At 68.6% G+C, this 21,279-nt stretch carries 22 protein-coding genes, 1 tRNA gene and 1 pseudogene; 13 read left to right on the top strand and 11 right to left on the bottom strand.

The window, feature by feature from the left end; genetic code table 11:
* Positions 1-12 precede the first annotated feature (12 nt).
* Positions 13-609: a response regulator transcription factor gene (locus J2847_RS12105; RefSeq protein ID WP_085557069.1), complete on the top strand. Its 597-nt coding sequence runs from the start codon at positions 13-15 to the stop codon at positions 607-609.
* Positions 610-778: 169 nt separating this feature from the next.
* Positions 779-2,476, top strand: a complete 1,698-nt coding sequence (locus tag J2847_RS12110) for a sensor histidine kinase (protein ID WP_233474478.1) — start codon at positions 779-781, stop codon at positions 2,474-2,476.
* 19 nt (positions 2,477-2,495) lie between these two features.
* Here J2847_RS12110 and J2847_RS12115 read toward each other — a convergent pair whose 3' ends face one another.
* The gene (locus tag J2847_RS12115; protein WP_085557068.1) at positions 2,496-3,779 is read right to left on the bottom strand and encodes a pentapeptide repeat-containing protein; all 1,284 of its coding nucleotides are present in this window, start codon (positions 3,777-3,779) and stop codon (positions 2,496-2,498) included.
* A 509-nt stretch (positions 3,780-4,288) separates the two neighbouring features.
* Between J2847_RS12115 and J2847_RS12120 the strand changes: the two genes are divergently transcribed.
* Both J2847_RS12120 and J2847_RS12125 read left to right on the top strand, forming a co-directional pair.
* A complete protein-coding gene (locus J2847_RS12120; RefSeq protein WP_209779224.1) occupies positions 4,289-4,903 on the top strand; it encodes a DUF882 domain-containing protein in 615 nt (204 codons plus the stop codon).
* Positions 4,904-5,380: 477 nt separating this feature from the next.
* Positions 5,381-6,472, top strand: a complete 1,092-nt coding sequence (locus J2847_RS12125) for a TRAP transporter substrate-binding protein (RefSeq protein WP_209779225.1) — start codon at positions 5,381-5,383, stop codon at positions 6,470-6,472.
* A gap of 60 nt (positions 6,473-6,532) precedes the next feature.
* Here J2847_RS12125 and J2847_RS12130 read toward each other — a convergent pair.
* A pseudogene (locus tag J2847_RS12130) lies at positions 6,533-7,006 on the bottom strand (MaoC family dehydratase); the annotation flags it as partial.
* A 131-nt stretch (positions 7,007-7,137) separates the two neighbouring features.
* On the opposite strand from J2847_RS12130, the gene J2847_RS12135 reads away from it, so the two are divergent.
* Entirely contained in the window at positions 7,138-7,731 is a 594-nt protein-coding gene (locus tag J2847_RS12135; protein WP_209779227.1) for a TetR/AcrR family transcriptional regulator, read from the top strand.
* Between the two features lie 102 nt (positions 7,732-7,833).
* Here the strand turns inward: J2847_RS12135 and sciP are convergent, their stop codons facing one another.
* The 6 genes from sciP to J2847_RS12165 form a co-directional block, all read right to left on the bottom strand.
* The gene (gene sciP / locus J2847_RS12140; protein ID WP_449658113.1) at positions 7,834-8,094 is read right to left on the bottom strand and encodes a CtrA inhibitor SciP; all 261 of its coding nucleotides are present in this window, start codon (positions 8,092-8,094) and stop codon (positions 7,834-7,836) included.
* A gap of 217 nt (positions 8,095-8,311) precedes the next feature.
* Entirely contained in the window at positions 8,312-9,055 is a 744-nt protein-coding gene (locus tag J2847_RS12145; RefSeq protein ID WP_085557062.1) for a flagellar hook assembly protein FlgD, read from the bottom strand.
* Positions 9,056-9,163: 108 nt separating this feature from the next.
* Complete coding sequence (locus tag J2847_RS12150) at positions 9,164-10,972, bottom strand: flagellar hook-length control protein FliK (RefSeq protein WP_209779228.1); 1,809 nt, start codon at positions 10,970-10,972, stop codon at positions 9,164-9,166.
* Positions 10,973-11,258: 286 nt separating this feature from the next.
* Positions 11,259-11,771 carry a flagellar basal-body protein gene (locus J2847_RS12155; protein ID WP_085557060.1) on the bottom strand — a complete coding sequence of 171 codons (513 nt, stop codon included), beginning with the start codon at positions 11,769-11,771 and terminating at the stop codon, positions 11,259-11,261.
* Entirely contained in the window at positions 11,764-12,141 is a 378-nt protein-coding gene (locus J2847_RS12160) for a rod-binding protein (protein ID WP_209779229.1), read from the bottom strand. Before J2847_RS12160 ends, J2847_RS12155 begins: the two co-directional genes overlap by 8 nt.
* Positions 12,141-13,295 carry a flagellar basal body P-ring protein FlgI gene (locus J2847_RS12165; protein ID WP_209779230.1) on the bottom strand — a complete coding sequence of 385 codons (1,155 nt, stop codon included), beginning with the start codon at positions 13,293-13,295 and terminating at the stop codon, positions 12,141-12,143. Before J2847_RS12165 ends, J2847_RS12160 begins: the two co-directional genes overlap by 1 nt.
* 232 nt (positions 13,296-13,527) lie before the next feature.
* On the opposite strand from J2847_RS12165, the gene J2847_RS12170 reads away from it, so the two are divergent.
* Positions 13,528-13,953 (top strand): flagellar assembly protein FliX, encoded by a 426-nt coding sequence (locus J2847_RS12170; protein ID WP_209779231.1) that lies wholly within the window; start codon positions 13,528-13,530, stop codon positions 13,951-13,953.
* Positions 13,954-14,143: 190 nt separating this feature from the next.
* The gene (gene dksA, locus J2847_RS12175) at positions 14,144-14,563 is read left to right on the top strand and encodes an RNA polymerase-binding protein DksA (RefSeq protein WP_085557056.1); all 420 of its coding nucleotides are present in this window, start codon (positions 14,144-14,146) and stop codon (positions 14,561-14,563) included.
* Positions 14,564-14,642: 79 nt separating this feature from the next.
* Here the strand turns inward: dksA and J2847_RS12180 are convergent, their stop codons facing one another.
* Positions 14,643-15,437 (bottom strand): C1 family peptidase, encoded by a 795-nt coding sequence (locus J2847_RS12180; RefSeq protein ID WP_209779232.1) that lies wholly within the window; start codon positions 15,435-15,437, stop codon positions 14,643-14,645.
* A gap of 285 nt (positions 15,438-15,722) precedes the next feature.
* Between J2847_RS12180 and J2847_RS12185 the strand changes: the two genes are divergently transcribed.
* On the top strand, positions 15,723-16,028 hold the full coding sequence (locus tag J2847_RS12185; protein WP_209779233.1) for a Gas vesicle protein V: 306 nt from the start codon (positions 15,723-15,725) through the stop codon (positions 16,026-16,028).
* 120 nt (positions 16,029-16,148) lie between these two features.
* Positions 16,149-16,361, top strand: coding sequence for a hypothetical protein (locus tag J2847_RS12190; protein WP_209779234.1), 213 nt, complete (start codon positions 16,149-16,151; stop codon positions 16,359-16,361).
* Positions 16,362-16,846: 485 nt separating this feature from the next.
* On the opposite strand, the gene J2847_RS12195 is transcribed toward J2847_RS12190, so the two are convergent.
* Positions 16,847-16,920, bottom strand: a tRNA-Cys gene (locus J2847_RS12195).
* A gap of 272 nt (positions 16,921-17,192) precedes the next feature.
* Between J2847_RS12195 and J2847_RS12200 the strand changes: the two genes are divergently transcribed.
* From J2847_RS12200 to J2847_RS12215, 4 genes are all read left to right on the top strand, one after another.
* Complete coding sequence (locus J2847_RS12200) at positions 17,193-17,849, top strand: protein-L-isoaspartate O-methyltransferase family protein (RefSeq protein WP_209779235.1); 657 nt, start codon at positions 17,193-17,195, stop codon at positions 17,847-17,849.
* Positions 17,850-17,935: 86 nt separating this feature from the next.
* Complete coding sequence (locus tag J2847_RS12205) at positions 17,936-18,268, top strand: rhodanese-like domain-containing protein (protein WP_209779236.1); 333 nt, start codon at positions 17,936-17,938, stop codon at positions 18,266-18,268.
* A 2-nt stretch (positions 18,269-18,270) separates the two neighbouring features.
* Positions 18,271-19,662, top strand: coding sequence for a TolC family outer membrane protein (locus tag J2847_RS12210; RefSeq protein WP_085557049.1), 1,392 nt, complete (start codon positions 18,271-18,273; stop codon positions 19,660-19,662).
* 98 nt (positions 19,663-19,760) lie between these two features.
* Positions 19,761-20,453 carry a DUF2497 domain-containing protein gene (locus J2847_RS12215; RefSeq protein ID WP_209779237.1) on the top strand — a complete coding sequence of 231 codons (693 nt, stop codon included), beginning with the start codon at positions 19,761-19,763 and terminating at the stop codon, positions 20,451-20,453.
* 245 nt (positions 20,454-20,698) lie between these two features.
* Here J2847_RS12215 and J2847_RS12220 read toward each other — a convergent pair whose 3' ends face one another.
* Positions 20,699-21,274 carry an HD domain-containing protein gene (locus J2847_RS12220; RefSeq protein ID WP_209779238.1) on the bottom strand — a complete coding sequence of 192 codons (576 nt, stop codon included), beginning with the start codon at positions 21,272-21,274 and terminating at the stop codon, positions 20,699-20,701.
* Between the last annotated feature and the right edge of the window lie 5 nt (positions 21,275-21,279).

The raw sequence follows: 21,279 nt of genomic DNA on the forward strand, positions 1-21,279 counted from the left end.
GGAGGCCGCCGAATGACCACCCTGCACATCGTCGACGACGACGAGGCGATTCGCGACGCGCTCGGCTGGCTGTTCCAGTCGCGCAGCGTGCCGGTGGCGGGGTGGGCGTCGGCGCGGGAGTTCCTCGATGCCTGGACGGCGGAGACGGCGGGCTGCCTGCTGCTCGACATCCGGATGGAGGGGATGAGCGGGCTGGAGCTGTTCGACCGGCTGCGCGCCCAGGGCTGCCGCTTGCCGGTGATCTTCCTGACCGGCCATGGCGACGTGCCGAGCGCGGTCAGCGCCCTGAAGAAGGGAGCCCGCGACTTCGTCGAGAAACCCTTCAACGACAACGACCTGGTCGACCGCGTGATCGAGGCGCTGGCCTTCGACGCCGAGCAGCGCGCGCGCGAAGCCGGGCAGGCCGGAGTCGCCGCGCGGATCGCCAGCCTGACCCAGCGCGAGCGGCAGGTGATGGAACTGGTGGTCGCCGGCCGGCTGAACAAGGTGATCGCCGACGAGCTGGGCATCAGCATGCGGACGGTGGAAGTTCACCGCTCGCACGTGTTCGAAAAGATGCGGGTGAAGACGGCGGTCGAGTTGACCCGCCTGCTGACCAGCGCCGGTTGAGACATATTGTTGTCATGAACATGTTGGGAAATGTTGCTGGGCGGCGCGTGGATGATTGCCCGAGGCGAGGGCGGTTCTAGTGATTTTCCCCTATTTCCGCGAATAGTTTGGTGCGCCGGGCCGTGGTTCGCTACACAGGTCATATGTATTCTGGCGGGAGCCTCGGCCGTTGCGTTTGCCTTCCTCCTTTCCGGCGCTTGGGCTGGCGGCTGCGGCGCCGCTGCTGCTGTTCGCCGCGGCGATGGCGTGGCTGCTCGACGTCCGGCACCAGGCGGAACTCGAGGACGACCTGCGTGGGCTGGCCCAGTCGCTGTCGTTGAGCGTGGACCGAGAGCTGGCGAGCCAGCTCCGGCCGTTGGAGCTGCTGGCGGCCCTTGGACAGTCCGACGTCGAGAATGTTCCCAGCCTTTACGCCGCGGCGACCGCAGCCGCCCACAGCCAGGGCGGCTGGCTGGCGATGGGGCTGGTCGACGCCGACAGCAACCGCTTCGTCTTCCACACCCTCTACCCGCTGGGGGTCCAGCCGCTGCCGCCGCCCCGGCTCGATCCGATCACGCGCAAGGTGATCGAGAGCGGCCGTTCGGTGATCGGCGGGGTTCTGCCGCCCGGCGGGCCGCCCGGCCGCCCGGCCCTGGTCCTGCGCGCGCCGATCTTCGACGAGGAGCGCGTGCGCTACGTGCTCTCGCTGTCGGTCGGGCTGGAAGGGTTGGCCGGCGTGCTCAAGACCCGTGCGGTTCCGTCGGACTGGACGATCGGCATCGTCGATCCGTCGATGCTGATCGCCGCCCGGTCGCGCGACGCCGCCGCGCATCTCGGCCAGCGCATCCCGCCCTCGCTGGAGGCCCGGCTGTCGTCGGGCGGCGACGAGGGGCTGTTCGTCACCAGGACCCTGGACGGCGACGACGTGTACACCGTCTTCCATCGGTCGCCGGACACGCAGTGGACGGTCGTGCTCGGCATGCCCGCCGGCCAGGTGAACGAACGGCTGGCGTCGACGCGGCTGGCGGTGGTCGGGGGCGGGACCGCCGCCTGCGCCGCCACGCTGGCGCTGGCGCTGGTGGTGTCGCGCTCCTTCCGCCGCCGCCGCAAGGCCGAGCAGGAGGTGCGCCGCGCCCGCGAGGCCTTCCTGATCGAGCAGCGCCGCCGGCTGGAGGCCGAGAAGGACCACGCCGAGGCGGCCAACCGGGCCAAGAGCGAGTTCCTCGCCAACATGAGCCACGAGCTGCGCACCCCGCTGAACGCCATCATCGGCTTCACCGAGGCGCTGCTGTCCGGAATCTTCGGCCCGGCGTCGCCCAAGCACGCCGAGTACATCCGGGCGATCCACCAGTCGGGCCGCCATCTCCTCGACCTCGTCAACGAGCTGCTGGACATGGCGAAGATCGAGGCCGGGCGGCTGGAGCTGTTCCCGGCACGAATCGCGCTGGGCGAACTGTTGGCCGACTGCCTGGGGCTGGTGGAGGCGCTGTCGGCGCGCAAGGGCGTGGCGGTGACCGCCGGCACCATCGATCCGGCCCTGATGGTGGTGGTCGACGGGGTGCGGCTGCGTCAGGCGGTGCTGAACATCCTGTCCAACGCCATCAAGTTCACCCCGGCCGGCGGCGCCGTGCGGATCGAGGCGGCGGCGGGGGCCGGGGGCAAGGGGGCGGTCATCGTCATCGCCGACACCGGCATCGGCATGACGGCGGTGGAACTGGCCATCGCCATGGAGCCGTTCCGGCAGGTCAACAATTACCTGACCAAGTCGGAATCGGGAACCGGGCTGGGGCTGCCGCTGGCCAAGCGCTTCGTCGAGGCGCATGGCGGCACGCTGAATGTGGACAGCGTCTCCGGTGTCGGCACGACGGTGACGATCACGCTGCCCTGAGGGAGAGGAGGGCGGCGCGTCAGCGCCGGCGCGGCGGCTTGCCGGGCAAATTGGCGCGTTGCAGCTTGGCGCCCGCCATGTCGGCGCCGTCCATGTCGGCGCTTTCCAGGTTGGCCTCCGCCAGATTGGCCTGCACCAGGCAGGTCCCGACCATCAACGCACGTCGCAGGTCGGCACCCATCAGGTTGGCGGCCCAGGAGCGGCCGGTCGGCCGGCCCGAGGGATCCTTGATCTCCGCCGGGCCGAGCCGCACCCGCGTCAGGTCGGCGCCGTTCAGCACGGCGTAGCTGAGGTTGGCGCCGGACAGGTCGGCGCCCATCAGGTTGGCGCCCTCCAGGTTGGCGCCGGACAGATCGGTCATGATCAGCCGGGCGCCGGTCAGTGCCGCCGCCGACAGGTCGGCGCCCCGCATCGACGCGGCGCTCAGATTGACGTTGCGCAGGTCGGCGCGGCGCAGGTCGGCGCCATCGAGGTCGGCGCGCCGCCCGCGCTGGCCGAAGCTGTCGATCCAGCGCTCGTGGTCGAAGATGGCGTGCTGGATCTCCGACCCCACGCTGTCGATGGGGCGGGTCATCTGCGCCGTGCCCATGTCGGCCTGCGACAGGTCGCAGTCGGCCATCCGGGTGCCGACCAGATCGGCGTTGTCGAAGCGGGTGCCGTCCAGCGAGGCGCCGGACAGGTTGGCGCCGTTCAGCCGCACGCCGGTCAGGTTGGCGCCGTTCAGCGTCGCGCCCGACAGGTCGGCGTTCTGAAGGATCGAGCCGGAGAGGTCGGCGTCGGACAGGTTGGCGCCGCGCAGCACGGCGCCGGTCAGGTCGGTCGGGATGCCGCCGGTGGCCGTCGTCTCGTTCTGTAGGCGGGCGAGGGCGGCCTTGTGGATCAGGCGCGTCCCTTCGGCGTCCTGCACGTCGGGGCCGGAGCCGCGCCTTGCGGTGCCGCCCGGCTCCAGCGTGCCGCTGCGCAGGTCGGCGCCCTTGAGGTTGGCGTTGGAAAAATCCGCCGCGCGCAGCCGGGCGCCGCGCAGGTCGGTCTGCATCAGGTTGGCGCGGCTGATGTCGGCGTCGCGCAGGTCGACCCCGAACAGGTCGGCGCCGGCCAGATTGGTGCCGTTCAGCCGCCCGCGCGCCAGCTTGGCCCCGACCAGCCGGGCGCCGCGCAGATCGCGCTGCGACAGGTCGGCGCCTTCCAGGTCGGCCATGGCGAGGTTGGCACGGACGCCGCCCGGCTGGCCCTTGATCCAGCGGGCATGGCGGTCCAGCACCTCGGCCAGTTGATCGGGCCGGAAGAAGGACACGGAGGACATGGTGGGTATGGTGGCCGTGGGCACGGGAAGTCGACGCCACGTGATGGTTTCACTGCGACAATCATGCGTCGTGATTCCTTACCGAAGGCTGAATGATTCTCCATTCGCGCGTCCTCTTTCGGGGAGGCGGGTCCGTTGCCGCCCGCCACTCCGTTTCGGTGCGCCGAAGCTCCGCTGACGCTTCATTCGCAGGCATGGGGAGGGGCTGGCGCGGCGCGGGCGGGCGTTTCCGTCGGGACACCAGCGCGACTCGGTTGCGACTCGGCGGAGGCCCCGACGGGCGAATCGATGGCCATGCCGGATTTGTTACAGACCGGCAATGAAGGGGCGGGGGCTGGGCCGTTGCGCGCAATGTCATGGAAATCCAGGGATTTCAAGCTTTTTGGCGGTTCTTAACCATTGGTCCCTTGACACAAAGAGTTACCGTCAGCCTAAAAGTGTCCCACCCTTCGGGGTATTGCGCCGCAGCGCGAATCCGGCGGGGGCCGGAACAGGGGACACGAGGAAGCATGATCAAGGACGCGGACGTCTTGTCCGAAACGACGGCACGCCCGGACGATTCCATGGGCCACCCGACCGCTGGCCCGCTTGGCCGCCGCCATCTGCTGCGCGGCGGTCTCGGTCTGGCTGCCGCCGCCATGCTGGCGCCGGTCGAGGCGGAGGCGGCGCTGCGCGCTCCCCCGCGCCAGCTCTCGCTGATCAATCTCCACACCGGCGAACGCATCCGCGCCGAATATTGGGCCAAGGGCCGTTACCTGCGCGACGGCATACGTGAGATCAACCGGCTGCTGCGCGACCATCGCACCGGGGCTGTCCACGCCATCGACCCGAAGCTGCTGGACCTCGTCCACGCGCTCGGCCGCAAGATCGGCAACCGCGGGCCGATCCAGATCGTGTCGGCCTACCGCTCGCCGGAAACCAACGCGATGCTGCGCGAAGCCGACGGATCGGGCGTCGCCCAGAACAGCTACCACATGCAGGGCAAGGCCATCGACCTGCGGGTTCCCGGCCTCGGTCTCCGTCAGTTGCAGCGCGCGGCGCTGAGCCTGCGTGGCGGCGGGGTCGGCTATTACCCCGACAGCAACTTCATCCACGTCGACGTCGGGCCGCTTCGCCACTGGTGACGGTCCGGTCCAGGCCCCCGCCTGTCCAAGAGCCCGCCATGCCCCGCGCTTGGCGGGCTCTTTGCATTCTTCACCCCATAAACGAAAGTAGGGGTGGGCTGGACGGTCCGCGGCTTATACCGTTCCCGATGCGAACGATCGCCGCCACAAGCGGCGAGCCGATCCCCTGGGTATGGCGCGGGGGTGCGCTTCGGAGGCCGGGTTGCCGTGGTGTGCCCGCATGGTCTGCCGTGTGTGTTCCGTCACTGCGCGGAAGCGGGAATTGTCAAGGACAGGCTCGTGCTTTCCCTTGTGACGAAAAGTTTCAGTGTAATCCTATGCGCTTTCCGTGAAATACCCCACAAGCATGATTGCCATGCAATTTGCGGATTTGTGCTGTTCTGACAACCCCATCTAATTGAGCATATCGTCAGAGTGGAGTTTCATGGGGCTGTGCATCTGTCCTATGAGACTTGTTATAACCAAGAGGAAACGTCCATGAAGCGTCGCTCCTTTCTGACTTCGGCAGGCGTCGGCGTCGCGGCCAGCACGCTCGCGGCTCCGGCCATCGCGCAGTCGCAGCCCGAAATCCGCTGGCGTCTCGCCTCCAGCTTTCCCAAGAGCCTGGACACCATCTATGGCGGCGCCGACACCATCGCCCATCGCGTCGCGGCGGCGACCGACGGCAAGTTCCAGATCCGCCCCTTCGCGTCCGGCGAGATCGTTCCCGGCCTCCAGGTGCTCGACGCCGTGCAGAACGGCACGGTCGAGTGCGGCCACACCGCCAGCTATTATTACGTCGGCAAGGATCCGACCTTCACCTTCGACGCCACGGTTCCCTTCGGTCTGAACGCCCGCCAGCAGAACGCCTGGATCTACAACGGCGGCGGCATGGCTCTGCTGCGCGAGTTCTTCCAGGGTTACGGCGTGGTGAATTTCCCGGCGGGCAACACCGGCGTCCAGATGGGCGGCTGGTTCCGCAAGGAGATCAAGACCGTCGAGGATCTGAAGGGCCTGAAGTTCCGCATCGGCGGCTTCGCCGGGCAGGTGCTCGCCAAGCTCGGAACCGTGCCGCAGCAGATCGCCGGCGGCGACATCTACCCGTCCCTGGAAAAGGGCACCATCGACGCGGCGGAGTGGATCGGTCCCTACGACGACGAGAAGCTCGGCTTCAACAAGGTCGCCAAGTACTACTACTATCCGGGCTGGTGGGAAGGCGGGCTCAACGTCTCGCTCTACGTCAACCAGCAGCAGTGGGAACAGCTTCCGAAGACCTACCAGGCGATCCTGGAGGCGGCCTGCTTCGAGGCCAACCTGACCATGAACGCCAAGTATGACGCGGAGAACCCGGCCGCCCTGCGCCGCTTGGTCGCCGGCGGCGCGCAGTTGAAGCCGTTCCCGCGCGAGGTCATGGAGGCCTGCTACAAGGCGGCCTTCGAGCTGTACGACGAGACCGCCAAGAGCAACCCGAAATTCGCCAAGATCTTCGAGCCGTGGAAGAAGTTCCGCGAGGAGGAGTATCTGTGGTTCCGTGTCGGCGAAAGCTCCTTCGACAACTTCGTCTTCACGGCCGGGGCCAAGCGCGGCTGAGCGGACGCGCCCGGACGGGCATCGCAAGGGCCCCGGCGGTTCACCGCCGGGGCCCTTTTCCTACGCCGGCACCGCCGCCGCGGCGGCGCGGGCGGGCACCAGCAGGTTGGCGACCATCGTCTGCACGATCTCGTCCGCCTGGTTCAGCGTGACGGTGCGGATACGAACGATGCCACGGTCCGGCCGCTTCCCCGACAGCCGCAACTCGACGACCTCGCTTTCCACCCGCAGCCGGTCGCCGGGACGGGTCGGCTTCGGCCACGCGATGCTGTCCACCCCCACGCCGATGTAGCCGCCGGCCAGTTCGGTGTCGCTGCCGACGATCATCCGCATGGTCAGGCTTGCCGTATGCCAGCCGCTGGCCGCGAGTCCGCCGAACAACGTGCCCTTGGCAGCCTCGGCGTCGAGATGGAAGGGTTGGGGATCGAAGCGGGCGGCGAAGCCGACGATGTCGTCTTCGGTGACGGTCAGCGGCCCGCCGCTGAAGCGGTCGCCCACCTTCAGGTCTTCGTAATAGCGCATCCCTGGTTCCTTTCCCTGCGGTCGGCGTTTATGATTGAGAACGGTCTGTCTCTTTCTTCATGGTAGAGACAGGTCTGTATCATTGTCAATCCGGTGAATCGCGCCTCGACCCGACGGCGCGACGATGCGGGGGAGGGGTTGGGATGGACACGGTGGCGCAGACGCGCAGGACGCCGGCGCGGGAGCGGATTCTCGACACGGCGGCGGAGCTGTTCTACCGCGAGGGCATCCGGGCCGTCGGGGTCGACACCATCATTGCCCGCTCCGGCGTCGCCAAGATGAGCCTCTATCGCAATTTCGCGTCCAAGGAGGATCTGGTCCGCGCCTATCTGGAGCGAAACGCGGCGCTTCACCGGGACTGGTGGGACCGGGTCGTCGCCCGCCACCCCGGCGATCCCGTGGCGCAGTTGAAGGCGCTGTTCGTTTCGCTCGGCCATTGGATCGAGCATCCGCAATTCCGCGGCTGCCCCTTCACCAACGCGGCGTCGGAACTGCGCGATCCGGACAACCCGGCGCGCGGGGTGGCGCTGGCGCAGAAACGCGCGGTGCGCGACCGGCTGCGCGCGCTGGCGGTGGCGGCCGGAGCGGCGGATCCCGACCGGCTGGCCGGGCATCTCCAGGTGCTGATGGAGGGGGCCTATTCGGCCGGGCAGACATTGGGGCCGGACGGCGACTCCGGCATGGTGGCCTCGGCGGCGGCGGTCCTGATCGACGCCGCCTGCGCGCGCATGGCCTGACGGGCGCCCGGCGTCGTTCGGCGGTCAACGTGGCCCGGACGGCCATGCACAAACGCCGCAGGGAATGCCTGCGGCGTGACCGGAACGGAATGGCGGCGTCGCTTACTCGGCGGCGTCGATGCGCGGGCGGACCTGGAACTGGCCGTCGCCACGGTAGTCCTGGAGGCGCGTGGCGCGCAGGCCCCGCATGCCGTGGCTGTCGATCAGCCGCTGCCAGGACAGGAACTCCTCCACCGACAGGGTGTAGCGGCGGCAGGCCTCCTCGAGGCTTATCAAGCCCGAACGGACACCGGCCACAACCTCGGCCTTGCGACGCATGACCCAGCGTTTGGTGTCAGGCGGCGGAAGATCGTTCTCGGTCATGGGGCGCCCTTCCGGGCCGATGACCGCTGTGCCAGCGGCTAAATCCTCGCTGGTTTCATACTCGATAAGTGCCATGCGCGGACGCTCCGACCCAGACTGTGCATTCCACGATTTCGGGGTACTTTAGGCGCCGGCACTTAACAAATACCTAAACGAAAGGGTTAATGAGTCCGCGCGGGGTAGAAGCTTACCCGGACGGGGTGGATAATGTCCGGCCTCAGTAGACGGTGGTGAGGCTCGACAGCGGGATTTCCTGCGAGTTGATGGTCAGCACGGTTTCGCCGTCCTTGCCCGATCCGATGCCGCCGACGGTGCCGAAGGTGTAGGTGGTCGCCTTGATCGTCGTGTCCTTCTGCTCCGCCACCGGGGCGATGTTCAGCCGGTAGATGCCGGGCTGCACCGCCTTGCCGTTGTCGTCCTTGAAGTCCCAATTGACGGCGTGCTTGGTGCCGGCCGTCGTCTCACCCGGCATCGAGCGGACGATTCGCCCTTGCGAATCAAGGATGTCGACACGAACCGACTTGGCGGCGGTCGCCAGCTCGTAACCCAGCGGCGCGGTCGTCATGCCGTCCGTGTACTGGAAGCGGTCGCCCTCGTAGGCGACGGTGCGGCCGAGATAGGCGAGGTTGGTCGAGGCGGTGCCGGCGCCTTGCAGCTTCACCAGCTTGTCCAGGCGGCTGTTGGTGCCGATGTTCTGCTCGACGTTGGCGAACTCGACCAGCTGCTTGGTCATGTCGTTCGTGTCCATCGGCTTCAGCGGATCCTGGTTCTTCATCTGCGTTGTCAGCATGGTCAGGAAGGTCTCGAAATTGTCGCCGAGACCTTTCGTGGCGCTGGCCGTCTTGTCCTCGTCGGTCAGGTTGGTGTTCTTGGTGACGGTCTTCGAGCCGGTGGACTTGGTGCCCGCGTAGGTGCCGTACTGGTTCAGCGCCGCATCGGAGGTGCCGGTGGTGGTGGTCATGGCGGTTGTCCTTCAGACTCGGTGGCCGTCGTTCGGCCGAATGGAAAGGCGGGGTGCGGGGGCTTGGGCGTGGATGGCTCAGGCGTGGATGGCTCAGGCGTGGATGGCTCAGGCGTGGATATCCAGGCGGCCGTTGCCGACCGTCACGGTGTAGGCGGCTGTGCCGGCCTCCGCCACCTCCTCGTCGCCTCCGCCGAAGCCGCGGCCGCGCTTGCCCGAGCCGCCCTTGGCGTTGCCCTGGAACGGGTTGCCCTCGCCGCGCAGGCTGAAGTTCAGGCTGTTCGAATCGGCTTGCAGGCCGGCGTCCTGAAGGGCGCGCTCCAGGCCGCGGCTGTCGCGTTGCAGCAGTTCCAGCGTCTGGGCCTTCTCCACCGCGACCATGGCGTTGACGCGCCCGTCGGCCCCGATGTCCAGCTTGATGTCGATCCGCCCCAGCTCGGCCGGGTGCAGGTTGATGGTGAACTGGTCGACGTCGCTGGCGACGTTCTTCTTGATGTGCACGGCGACCTGATCGGGCACGCCCATCGGCGGGCCGGCGGTGCCGCGCGACGGCCGCAGCACCGCCGCCGCCTGGGCCGGATCGACCGACGCGGCGGCGCGCGGGGCCTCCATCGCGGCGAGCGCCGCGTGGGCGTGCGACCCGCCGGTCTGCTGGGCCGCGCCGGAGTCGGCGATGGCGGCCGGAGCGGCGGCGGCAAGCGCGCCGACGGCCTGGCTGTCGGCCGTGCTCTTCAGCGATTCGAGAACGGGCGCGGCGGGCGTCGGGGCCTGGGCCTGGGCAATGTTGGGCTGGGGCTGCGGCTGGCCGTTGTTCTGGCTTCCCGATTCGGTGCCCGGCTGACGCGCGCCGCCCTTTTCGCCCATCTTCGCCTTCGCGGCGGCGATCATGTCGGCGAAGCTGGCGGGGAGCGCGGCATCCTCGTCGGTCGGCAGCGCCTCGACGGATTGGCCGGCGTCGGACGCGAGCTCGGCGGGTGGCAGGCCGTCGCCCGTCGGCGCCGCATCCGTGGCGGCCTTGCCGTCGGCGGCCTGCCCGGTTGTCCCATCCATGGCCTTGTTGGCCGCCTGTCCGGCACCCTGCGTCGCCGCCTGCCGGGCCTGGGCGAGCTGTGCCGCGAGCTGCGCGGCCGGGTCGGCCTGGGGCTGGGCCACGGCGCCAACGGCGTCGTCGCCGTCGACGGTGGGCGTTGCGGCGGTGGCGGCCTCCGGCGCCGGACCCTGCGTGGCGACGCCGGTCAGTTGCAGGCTCGCCAGCAGGGTGTCGCTGGCGGTCGGCGTCACGACCTCGACCACCGTTTCGGTGACGGTCACCGTCACGTCGACAACCGTGGTCTGGTCACCGATGTCCCGGTCGCCGGTGGTCTGGTTGCCGTCGGCCAGCACATCGGTGCCGTCCGCCTCCGACGCGCCGTCCGTCCCGCCGGTGGCGGCGTCGGTGGCCGTCCCGGCGGCCTTGTCCGGCGCGGCGGTGTCCTTGGCGATCTTCGCCGTGTCCTTGGCGGCCGGCTTGTCGGTCCTGGCGGCCGTGGTCTTGCGCGCCGGCTCGTCCGCCTTGGCGGGGGCCGCGTCCTTCGCCGCCTCGCGGGCGGGCGGGGTGGTCTCGGCGCGCGCGGCGGTCTGCGGCTCCGGCCGCTCCGGCTGGCGCGGGGGAGGGGGCGCGTCGAGGCGCGGCCGTTCGGCGCGGATCGGCGCCTTGCGCTGCGCCTCGGCCCTGGCGTCGCGGGCCTCGCGGGCTGCGTCCTTCGCCGCGTCCTTGGCGGCCGCGTCGGCCTGGTCGCGCTTGCGGGCGATGGAGTCGCTCAGCATGCGATCCATCATCTTGGAGAACAGGTCGTCCTTGGTGCCGGTCCCCTGGGCCTGGGGCTGGGAAAGGCCGTCGAACAGGGAGGACGCTGCGATGTTCGATTGGATTTCCATGGGACGGTTCCTCAAGACGGCGGGGCGCGTCGGAAATAATGCAACTGCCGGGCCAACCGCCGGGCGGCCTTCGTGTGCGGGATCGGCCGTCCCGTCCGGCCGCGGGCCGTTCCGATGCGGCAGTTCCCGCCGGAGGGCGGCAAAAACCGCCGGGTCGTCCCGGCTTTTCTTGCCGCGCCGCGTCGGGCGCGAGCTTTCCGCAAAAGAAAAGGCCGCTCCGGGTGGAGCGGCCCCATGCGTTGGATGTGGCGGTCCGGACTGGCGGTTCCGACTGGCGGTTCCGGGGTCAGAGCCGGGTGTTGAGCGCCGAGGCGGTGCGCGGCCCGCTGGGTTGCGGGCTGTGCCCCCGCCCGCCGCCCATATGCGCGGCGTAGGCGGAAACCGGCGCCTTCTGGGCCCGGCTGACGGCGGCGACGACGGTGTCGACCACGATCTTCTGGGCCTGCCCGCCGACGCGCAGGGCCTCGGCGTTATCGGCCGTGGCGGCGTAGAGCTTGCCGGTGGCCTCCCTCAGCGCCAGCTTCAGCTCCGCCGGCAGCCCCATCACCCCCTCGCGGTCGACGCGCAGCAGGCGGGAGATCTCCTCGTAGACCAGCGACATCGGCTGCTTGTCCTTGGCGAGCCGGGCCAGTTCGGCGGCCGGGCGGCGGGCGCGGACGGCGGCGGCCTCGCGCTCCAGCAGGGCGGCGAGCCGGTCCATCAGCTCGACCAGCGCGGTGGCGCGCTCGAGGGCGTTCTTCGGCAGGTTGGAGGGCGCGGCCTTGGCCGGCTGCGGGAAGCGGACGTCGACCTTATCCATGGCTGGCCTCCTGGGCGCGAAGAAGTTCCTGGTAGACTTGGCTGGCGATGCCGAGGCCGCCGCGCTGGGTGACCTGCTTGCTGAACTGCTCGATCAGCATCGGGCGGAACATCTCCTCGCCCCGTCCGCCGCCGAAGGTCTCGTCGGTTTCGATGCCTTCGAACATGTGGCCCATCATCTGGGACACGAAGACGTTCTCGAATTCGTTGGCGGACTTGCGGATCTGGGCAAGCTTTGCCGGGTCGACCCTGGCCTCGAGGTCGGAAATCTTTGCCTGGGTGCGGACGCCGTAGCCCTCGGCCTTCGCCCGTTCGATCAGCGTCGGCAGGCGCGGGGCTGGCGGCGGCGGAAGGGCGGGGCTCAGGTCCATCAGATCACCTCGATCTCGGCTTGCAGGGCTCCGGCGGCCTTGATCGACTGGAGAATGGCGATCATGTCCCGCGGGCCCACTCCCAGAGCATTCAAGGATTGTACCAACTCCTGCAACGTCACCCCGGAATTCATCACGGCGAGGCGGTTGTTGGACTGGTCGTCGACCTGGATGTCGGTGCGCGGCACCACCGCGGTCTGGCCCTGGCTGAAGGGGCTGGGCTGGCTGACCTGCGGCGTCTCGGTGATGCGGATGGTCAGGTTGCCCTGGGCGATGGCGACGGTGGAGATGCGGACGTTCTCACCCATCACGATGACGCCGGACTTCTCGTCGACCACCACGCGGGCCACCTGGTCCGGAGTGACGCGAAGCTGCTCGATCTCGGTGATCAGGCCGACGATGTCGCCGCGCCTCACCTCCGGCACCGTCAGCAGGACCGAGGACGGGTCGGTCGCCTGGGCGCGGTTGCCGCGGAGCTGGATGTTGATGGCGGTCGCCACCCGCTGGGCGGTGGTGAAGTCGGGGTTGCGCAAGCTGAGGCGCAGAACCGGCAACTCGGCCAGCGAGAACTGGATCTCGCGCTCGACGATGGCGCCGGCGGAGATGCGGCCGGCGGTCGGCACGCCGCGCGTCACGCTGGCGCCCTGGCCCTGGGCGGAGAAACCCGACACGGCGATCGGCCCCTGGGCCACGGCGTAGACCTCGCCGTCGGCGCCCATCAGCGGGGTGACCAGCAGGGTGCCGCCCAGCAGGCTCTTGCTGTCGCCCATCGCCGAGACGGTGACGTCGATGCGCGTGCCCTGCGCCGCGTAGGCCTGGAGCGTGGCCGTCACCATCACCGCCGCCACGTTCTTGGTGCGCAGGTTGGTGCCGCGGGTGTTGACGCCCATCCGTTCCAGCATGCCGACCAGGCTCTGTTCGGTGAAGGGCGAGTTGTTCAGGCTGTCGCCCGTGCCGTTCAGCCCGACCACGAGGCCGTAGCCGATCAGCATGTTGTCGCGGACGCCCTCGACATCGACGACGTCCTTGATGCGCGCCGAGGCGGCCTCGGCCGGGACCGCCGGCAGCGCCGCGGCCAGGGCGAGCACGAGGCCGGCCACGAGGCCGGAGAGCGTGGCGGCACGGCGCAGAAAGGCGAGGGCGGTGGACAGCATGACGCGGACACTCCTGAACGGGCACCCCGTCCCCATACAAACCCCATGCCAAAGACCCGGTTCGGCGCGGATGGCGGCTTGTCCTGAAGAATGGCCGGGAAATGGCGCCTTCTGGTCACGCCGGCGCGGCAATTTTTGCCCGATTGCGGCAAACCTTGACCGGGTGTTAAGCTTGGCCCATCTAAAGTACGCGTGTTACAGCATCCATTTACCTCAGACGGTCGCACGGATCATGAAAGTCGAAGGCTCCGGCAACATACGCGGCGGCGGTCCGGTCCGCCGGACCGGCAAGGCCGAAGGCTCCTCCGGTGCGGCCTTCTCCAAGCAGCTCGTCGGCGAGAGCGGCGGCCCCCAGGGCGTCAGCGCGACCGCGTCGGTGTCCGGCGTCTCGGGCGTGCTCGCCTTGCAGGAGGTCGATGCGGCCGACGACGCGACCGCGCGGGCCTCGCGCGGAAAGATGCGGGCGGAGGAGATGCTCGACCGGCTGGAGGAGATCCAGCACGGCCTGCTGGCCGGCACGCTGTCCACGCAGAAGCTGATGGATCTCGCCAAGGTGGTGCAGACGCGCCGCGCCCAGGTGGACGACCCCGACCTCGCCGAGATTCTCGACGAGATCGATCTGCGCGCCCAGGTCGAGCTGGCGAAGCTGACCTCATGACGGTCGCCGCCCATGCTGCGCCGCAACGCAGCCGGCGGTTGCCGATCCGGTCGCAAAAAGGTTACAAATCTTTTTCATTCCAAGGGCTTGTTTGATCGTTCCGGCCCCCAACCACGGGGTTGCGGACGCGCGTCCGCCTGCCTATACTCCGCGCCGCCCGGATCACCCCTTTTGCGCTGGATGCTTTCGGATGACGTCGCCGCTTCTGCCTCAGAACTACACCCCGTCGGAAGACGAGGCGTTCATGAACCCGGTCATGCGGGAATATTTCCGCCAGAAGCTTCTGCGCTGGCGCGCCGAGCTGTTGGCGGAATCCAGCGGGACGCTGAACAGCCTCCAGGAAGGCGGCATCCAGGAACCGGACATCGCCGACCGCGCGTCGGCCGAGACCGACCGCGCCCTGGAACTGCGCACCCGTGACCGCGAGCGCAAGCTGATCTCCAAGATCGACGCGGCGCTGGAGCGTCTCCAGGACGGCAGCTACGGCTATTGCGAGGAGACGGGGGATCCGATCGCGGTCCGCCGCCTCGACGCCCGTCCGATCGCGACGCTGAGCCTGGAGGCCCAGGAGCGTCACGAGCGCATGGAGCGCACGCAGCGCGACGACTGAGCGCTGCCTCCGCCGCCCCTTTCCGGGGAGACGTGACGGTCGAAACCGGCCGTCACGCGCGGTGTCGGCCTGCGGCTTGTCAGACCACGACCCCGTAGCCTTCGCGGAACGCCGAGCGGACATAGTCGGCGCTGGCGTAGGCGAAGCCCCGGTCGCCCCAGCCCGGCCCCCAACTGTTGCGGACGATGAAGCTGCCGTCGCGGCGGTAGCCGACGACGCAGACCGCATGGCCGCCCTTGACGCTTCGCGGGTCGTGGCGTTCGAGTTCGCCGTCCGCCCCGGCCCCCATCCAGGAGTCGTCGGCGTCGAGGCGGGTCAGGATCGGCCCGTTGGTGGCCAGCCATTTCCGCCACACCGCCGGGCTGACGCCGAGATTGTGGAAGCTGGCGATGCGGAATCTGGCCGCCTTGGCGTAGAAGGCCTCGGCTGTGCCCTGCCACAGCGGCCCGTCCATCGGCAGATCGTCGTCCAGCGCGCATCCATATTGCCGGGCGATCTCCAGCGCCCGTTTCGGCTGGGCGCCCTCGGCCTCGATGAAGGTCGTCGGGTAGCTGGTGAGTTCGTCGGTTTCCTTGTCGGCCATCCAGATGAAGCGCGGCGACAGCCGGACCGCGATGTCGATCACCGCCTTCCGGGCGAAGTGGTAGCGCAGCACGCCGTCGGCCGTGGCGAAGCCGACGCAGGCGCCGCTCGCTCCCTGGCAACTCACCGGCCAGCGGTCGTCGCGCAGATCCACCGAATCGGGCAGATGACGGGAAGAGACGGCCGGCACCGCTCCGCTGTCGAGCGCCGCTTGCCATGTCCAGTCCGCCTGCGTGTTGCGGGACGGAATGCAGTTGAGGACGGGCGTGTACCGGCTGTCGGGATCGATCATGCTGCGCGTTCGTTCCGGAAAGGCGTCGTTCGATGAGAGCAAGGCCGGGCGGCCTCATCCCATGGTCGATGCGATTCCGGGGTTTGTAAAGGGGCGGGCGGTGACGGCGGCGGCGGTGGAGCTTGGCGGCATCGCAAGAGGACGGGCCTTTCTGAACGAAAGGGGCCGGATCGCAGGATTGTTTCTCCGGAACCGCGGAAGCTTGCTGCGGTTCCGGCGGATGCGGATTAGCATGCGGGCGTCGGTCCTGCCGACGCGACCGAACGCAATCAGGAGGTTCTTCCCGTGAGCCGACATGAGGAAAGCGTCTACCGCACGAGCAAGAAGCCCGGCGAGCCGAGCTTGGCCGAGATGAAGAGCCAGGCGGCCCGGCTGAAGCAGGATCTCGATCAGTTCAAGGGGCGCGGCGCCGGAGCCGCCCTGATCCAGCCCTTGCAGGAACGGATCCGCGACCTGGAGGCGGCGATCGCCCACGCGCAGGCGGCCAAGGCCGGGCCTGGGCCCGATCCCGACGCGCCGGACTACCGCCGTCCGGCCGCCGGGGCGACCTCCAGCCGTTTCCCTCCACGGGGGAAACCGACGCGGGTGTAGTCCCGCTCCGTTTCGGTCCCCCGTTCGGACATATGCTTCTGGCTGGTGTTGCTTCGCAGCATTCCCGCGTCAGTTCCCTGTGGGCAACCAAACCCATGAGGAAGAGGGGAGAGCAAAGCGATGCTTGCGAAGGCCATGTCGATCACCGTGCTTTGCCTGTCGGCCGCGGCGTGCAGTGGCGTGTCGATGGATTCGCCGGGGAACTCCCCGGGGGCGAGCGGAGCCGTCAGTGGTTCCTCCGGCGGCAGCCCGACCTCCTACGAGAGCGGTTACGGCGTCACCGCCGGCTCGTCCGACAGCAGCTGGGACGGCCAGATGGATTGGGGCGAATGACCGTGGCTAGGCGGTGCCGTCCCGGAGAGCCGCCTGGGCCAGCGCGAGGATGTTGTCGAGCCGGATGACCAGCTCGTGTTCGCACAGGGCGGACCGGGCGGAGCCGGCCTCCAGGGTGATCGCGTGCAGGGCGTCGGTCTCAGTCGCTGGATTCGCGGGGACTGCCGGTCATCGGTCGTCGCGTCGTCGGTCATCTGGTGCCTCGCCGGTATGGATGGGGCGGTCGCCCAAGCCTACACCGGCCCATCGGGCGATCCTTCCCTCTTCCGATGCCGGCCGTCCGGAATCCGGGCGATGCGCGAAGAGGGCGGGAATTCCGGAAACAGGGCGCTTCCGGCCGATGCCCGATTCGTGCCGGCTTCGGGCCATCGCCGGAGCCTTTTCCTTTTGGACGCGGGAGCGGGATGGGCGTCCGCGCGGTGCGCCGGCCAACAAAAAGCCCCGCCGGAGCGGGGCCAACCATCTGATGTGATTGTCTTTTAGGATGGAGGCACGGGCGGGAATCGAACCCACGTACACGGATTTGCAGTCCGCTGCATCACCACTCTGCCACCGCGCCATCCTGTCAGCGTCGACGCCGTTCCCGTCGGGAGAGCGTCGCGGTGTGGAGCGGTGGTATAGCGACCCGCCGCCGGCCGGTCAAGGCGAATGGTGACGCTTTTATCACCTTCCTTCATCGCGCCGCCGCGACCGGGCGCCGAAGCTGGAGCCGCGCGGCTGTGACGTTGTGTTCCTGAAGGCTTTGCGGCTATATAAACCGCCATGGCAGGAGCCGTCTCGTGGTCGGCTTGGTGCCGGTGCCGTCACAACACATCCATACAAGCGACCGCCATGACCGATTTCGCCGCCGCCCGCTTCTTCATGGTCGAGGGACAGATTCGTCCGAACAAGGTCACGGACCATCGCCTCGTCGATGTCCTGTCCGAAACCCCCCGCGAGCTCTTCGTTCCCGAATCCGCCCGCGGCGTCGCCTATGTCGACGACGACCTGCCGCTCGGTAATGGCCGCTATCTGCTCGAGCCGATGGTCTTCGCCCGCATGCTCCAGTTCGTTTCCGTGCAGGAAACCGACCGGGTGCTCGACGTCGGCTGCGCCGGCGGCTATTCGACGGCGGTTCTCGCCCGTCTGGCGGCCTCGGTGGTCGGCGTCGACAGCGACGCGGGCCTGACCGCCACCGCCACCGCCGCGCTTGCCGCCCAGGGTGTCGCCAACGCCACCATCGTGACCGCCCCGATGGCGGAGGGGTACGCCCAGAGCGGCCCTTACGACGTCATCGTCATCGAGGGTACCATTCCGGAGGTTCCGGCGGCTCTGGCCGCGCAGCTCGCCGAGGACGGCCGTCTGGTCGCCATCGTGCGGGACGAGCGCGGAGTCGGCGAGGTCCGGCTGTTCCAGCGCGCCGGCGGCGTGCTGTCCAGCCGCATCCTGTTCGAGGCGCAGCCCCACGCGCTGCCGGGATTCGAGAAAAAGACGTCTTTTGTGTTCTGATGATCGTTTGAACTGAACCGTGCAGTTCACATCCTTGCGGTTCTGCGTTACCGTCGCCGGTACCCTTGCGCGAAAGTGATAGCCCCATGCCCGCACCGTTCGAGATCGAGATCGAGGTCGAAGAGCTGGACCGCCGCCGGAAAGCCGGCGACGGCGCCCTCGTCCTCGACGTGCGCGAGGCGTGGGAGTATGGCCTGTGCGCCATCGACGGCAGCCTGCACATTCCGATGAACGGCCTTCCGGCCCGCGTCGCGGAATTGCCGAAGGACCGCGACATCGTCGTCGTGTGCCACCACGGTGGCCGCAGCGCGCAAGTCACCATGTGGCTGCGTTCCCAGGGTTTCGACCGCGCCATCAATCTCGATGGCGGCGTCGATGCCTGGGCGCGCCGAATCGACCCGAACATGAAGGTCTATTGAACATGACCGTGCGAAGCCGTTTTGCGCGCCCCTTGCTGGCGACGGCCTTGACCCTGACCGCCACGCTGGGTGGCGGGGCCGGCGTGGCGTGGGCCCAGTCGCTGGAACAGGCGCTGGCCCAGGCTTACGCCAACAACCCGACGCTGGGTGCCCAGCGCGCCCGCCTGCGCGCCGTCGACGAAGGCGTTCCGCAGGCGCTGTCCGGCTACCGTCCGACCGTCCGCGCCACCGCCGGCGTCACCCGCTCGATCAGCGAAAGCAAGTTCGACGGGGGTTCGACCGGGTCGGAGGCGAACGCCAAGAGCCTCGGCCTCAGCGCCAGCCAGCCGGTCTACGACGCGACCGTAGGTCCTGCCGTCCGCCGGGCCGAGCGGCTTGTCGAAGCGCAGCGCGCCTCGCTGATCGCCAGCGAGCAGACGATCCTTCTGAACGCCGCGCAGGCCTATCTGGACATCGTCCAGAACCAGGCGGTCCTCCAGCTCCAGAACAACAACGAGCAGGTGCTGCGCCGCCAGCTCGACGCCGCCCGCGACCGTTTCCGCGTCGGCGAATACACCCGCACCGACGTCAGCCAGTCCGAGTCGCGTCTGGCCGGCGCCATCGCCTCGAAGATCTCGGCCGACGGCCAGCTCAAGGCCTCGCGCGCGACCTACGAGCGCGTCGTCGGCGCCGCCCCCGGCAACCTGAAGGCGCCCAAGCCCTCCTTCAAGCTGCCCAAGACGCTGGACGAGCTGGTCGAGCTGGCCCGCGCCAACAACCCGAACGTCCTGTCGGCGAGCTACACGGAGGCCGCGCAGCAGGCGACGGTCGACCAGCAGTTCGGCCGCATGCTGCCGTCGGTCAACCTGTCGGCCACCGGCACCCGCAACTACGATCCGGGCCGCTCGTCGGGCGTCGACCTGAAGCGGTCGGACAGCGCGCAGCTCACCGCCCAGGTGACCATCCCGCTCTATCAGGCCGGCCAGCCGGAAGCCCTGGTCCGCGAGGCCAAGCAGACGGCGAACCAGGCCCGCCTGCAAATCGAGGAGGCGCGCCGGTCCGTCACGGAATCGGCGATCAGCGCGTGGCAGGCCCTGCAAACCGCCCGCGCCAGCATCGAGTCCTACTCGGCGCAGATTAAGGCGGCGGAAATCGCCCTGGAAGGCGTCCGGCAGGAGGCGCAGGTCGGCTCCCGCACCGTTCTCGACGTGCTGAACCAGGAGCAGGAACTGCTGAACGGCCGGGTCTTCCTGGTGCGCGCCCAGCGTGACGAAATGGTCGCGGCCTTCAATGTTCTCGCGGCGACGGGACAATTGACGGCGCAGCAGCTCAACCTGCCGATCCAGTATTACGATCCCCAGGCGAATTACGACAAGACGCGGGGCAAATGGTTCGGCACCTCGGTGTCCGAGTGAAACGAGACGGCCCGCGAAAGCGGGCCGTTTTTGTATTGTGGCTTTTTACCGACGTCTGCCCTAGGTTTGGGGCGGGTTGACGTCTCGGGTTTTCGACGATGAGCGATAAGGGCCAGCAAGAACCATCGATGGAGGAAATCCTCGCCTCCATCCGTCGGATCATTTCCGAGGACGGCGAGCCCGCGAAGACCGAGGCCGCGTCGCCTCCACCCCCGCCTCCGCCACCCCCGCCACCGCCTCCGCCGCCGCCCCCTCCGATGATGGAGGAGGAGGATGACGACGACGTTCTGGAACTCACCCAGATGGTCGAGGAGGATCCGGTCGCCGAGATGCCGGATTTCGTAGAGCCGGAGCCGGATCCGTGGAAGGACGAGCCCGCCTTTCCCGAGCCGCCGCCCCGCCCGTCGCTGTTCGACGAACCCGAACCGGAGCCGCCCCCGCCGCCCCGCCCCGCGGCGCGGCGGCCGGCGCCGGCCTTCGACGATTTCGAGGACGACGAACCACCGCCCCCGCCACGCCCGCGCCGTCGCCCCGTCGATGTGGACGACGGCCTGATCTCCCGCCGGACGGCGGAGGATGCCTCGCACCATCTCACCCATCTGGCGCGTGAGTTGGGGGACGACCTGTCGATCGGGCCGATGCCGATCGGCATCCGCACGGTGGAGGAGGTTGTGCGCGAACTGCTGAAGCCGCTGCTGAAGGAGTGGCTGGACGAGAATCTGCCGACCATCGTGGAGCGACTCGTGCAGCAGGAAATCGACCGGATGATCCGCCGGTCGCAGAAATTCTGATCGGGCGGCTTGCGCTCAAGCTTGGACGACGGCACGGCTGCTCGGTTGAGTCGTCCAAGCTTGCGGTTTTTCTTTATCCACAGATGAACACAGATAGGCACACAGGAAAGGGATGAGGCGGTGAGCTTCGGATTGACCGATGAGCACCGATTCTCGTTTCTCCCAGAATCTGTGTTTATCTGTGTTCATCTGTGGATGGAATTTTTCAGGCTTGCCGCTGATGGACGCGGGAAGCCGCCGTCGCCTCAAACACTTTCGCCGCGCAATTCCGCCAGCCCGTCGTGATAGGCGCGGTCGAACAGCGCCTCCAGCCGCGCGTCGGTGCCGCGCAGGCCCGCCACCACGGCGTGTGCCCATTCGAAATACTCGACCTTGCGGGTCAGCGGCCAGTCGGCCGGCGGGCTGGCGGCCATGGAGCGCAGGTTCGACACCTTGTCGGCCAGCTTCACCAGCTTGGCGCGGGTTGAGGCGGTCGGCGCCGCGTCGATCTGGTGCTGCTTGCGCTCGGCCTTGGACATGCGCTTGTCGTCGGTCGTCTCGGCCACCACCTTGACGACCTCCGGCCCGAACAGGCGTTCGATCTCCTCGTAGCTGGCGTCGGTGTCCTCCAGCGTGTCGTGCAGCAAGGCGGCGATCACCACCACCGGATCGGCGCCGCCGGTCGCCTCGGCCACCAGCAGCGCCACCTCCGACAGGTGGTTGACGTAGGGTTCGGCGCGCACCCCCTTGCGGCGCTGGTCGATGTGCTTGTGCGCGGCGAAATCCAGCGCGCGGGCGAAGTCCAGAAGGGGAGTGGGGGGCAGGCTGCTGGAGGGGCTCATGGCGT

This window comes from Azospirillum agricola (assembly GCF_017876095.1).
Classification (GTDB): domain Bacteria; phylum Pseudomonadota; class Alphaproteobacteria; order Azospirillales; family Azospirillaceae; genus Azospirillum; species Azospirillum agricola.

Coding starts and splice junctions, on each gene's coding strand:
- J2847_RS12170 (WP_209779231.1), top strand. CDS start 13,528: ATGAAAGTCGAAGGCTCCGGCAACATACGCGGCGGCGGTCCGGTCCGC.
- J2847_RS12200 (WP_209779235.1), top strand. CDS start 17,193: ATGACCGATTTCGCCGCCGCCCGCTTCTTCATGGTCGAGGGACAGATT.
- J2847_RS12215 (WP_209779237.1), top strand. CDS start 19,761: ATGAGCGATAAGGGCCAGCAAGAACCATCGATGGAGGAAATCCTCGCC.
- J2847_RS12205 (WP_209779236.1), top strand. CDS start 17,936: ATGCCCGCACCGTTCGAGATCGAGATCGAGGTCGAAGAGCTGGACCGC.
- J2847_RS12160 (WP_209779229.1), bottom strand. CDS start 12,141: ATGGACCTGAGCCCCGCCCTTCCGCCGCCGCCAGCCCCGCGCCTGCCG.
- J2847_RS12105 (WP_085557069.1), top strand. CDS start 13: ATGACCACCCTGCACATCGTCGACGACGACGAGGCGATTCGCGACGCG.
- J2847_RS12120 (WP_209779224.1), top strand. CDS start 4,289: ATGATCAAGGACGCGGACGTCTTGTCCGAAACGACGGCACGCCCGGAC.
- sciP (WP_449658113.1), bottom strand. CDS start 8,094: ATGACCGAGAACGATCTTCCGCCGCCTGACACCAAACGCTGGGTCATG.
- J2847_RS12135 (WP_209779227.1), top strand. CDS start 7,138: ATGGACACGGTGGCGCAGACGCGCAGGACGCCGGCGCGGGAGCGGATT.
- J2847_RS12145 (WP_085557062.1), bottom strand. CDS start 9,055: ATGACCACCACCACCGGCACCTCCGATGCGGCGCTGAACCAGTACGGC.
- J2847_RS12190 (WP_209779234.1), top strand. CDS start 16,149: ATGCTTGCGAAGGCCATGTCGATCACCGTGCTTTGCCTGTCGGCCGCG.
- J2847_RS12220 (WP_209779238.1), bottom strand. CDS start 21,274: ATGAGCCCCTCCAGCAGCCTGCCCCCCACTCCCCTTCTGGACTTCGCC.
- J2847_RS12150 (WP_209779228.1), bottom strand. CDS start 10,972: ATGGAAATCCAATCGAACATCGCAGCGTCCTCCCTGTTCGACGGCCTT.
- J2847_RS12180 (WP_209779232.1), bottom strand. CDS start 15,437: ATGATCGATCCCGACAGCCGGTACACGCCCGTCCTCAACTGCATTCCG.
- J2847_RS12165 (WP_209779230.1), bottom strand. CDS start 13,295: ATGCTGTCCACCGCCCTCGCCTTTCTGCGCCGTGCCGCCACGCTCTCC.
- J2847_RS12155 (WP_085557060.1), bottom strand. CDS start 11,771: ATGGATAAGGTCGACGTCCGCTTCCCGCAGCCGGCCAAGGCCGCGCCC.
- J2847_RS12210 (WP_085557049.1), top strand. CDS start 18,271: ATGACCGTGCGAAGCCGTTTTGCGCGCCCCTTGCTGGCGACGGCCTTG.
- J2847_RS12115 (WP_085557068.1), bottom strand. CDS start 3,779: ATGTCCTCCGTGTCCTTCTTCCGGCCCGATCAACTGGCCGAGGTGCTG.
- J2847_RS12125 (WP_209779225.1), top strand. CDS start 5,381: ATGAAGCGTCGCTCCTTTCTGACTTCGGCAGGCGTCGGCGTCGCGGCC.
- dksA (WP_085557056.1), top strand. CDS start 14,144: ATGACGTCGCCGCTTCTGCCTCAGAACTACACCCCGTCGGAAGACGAG.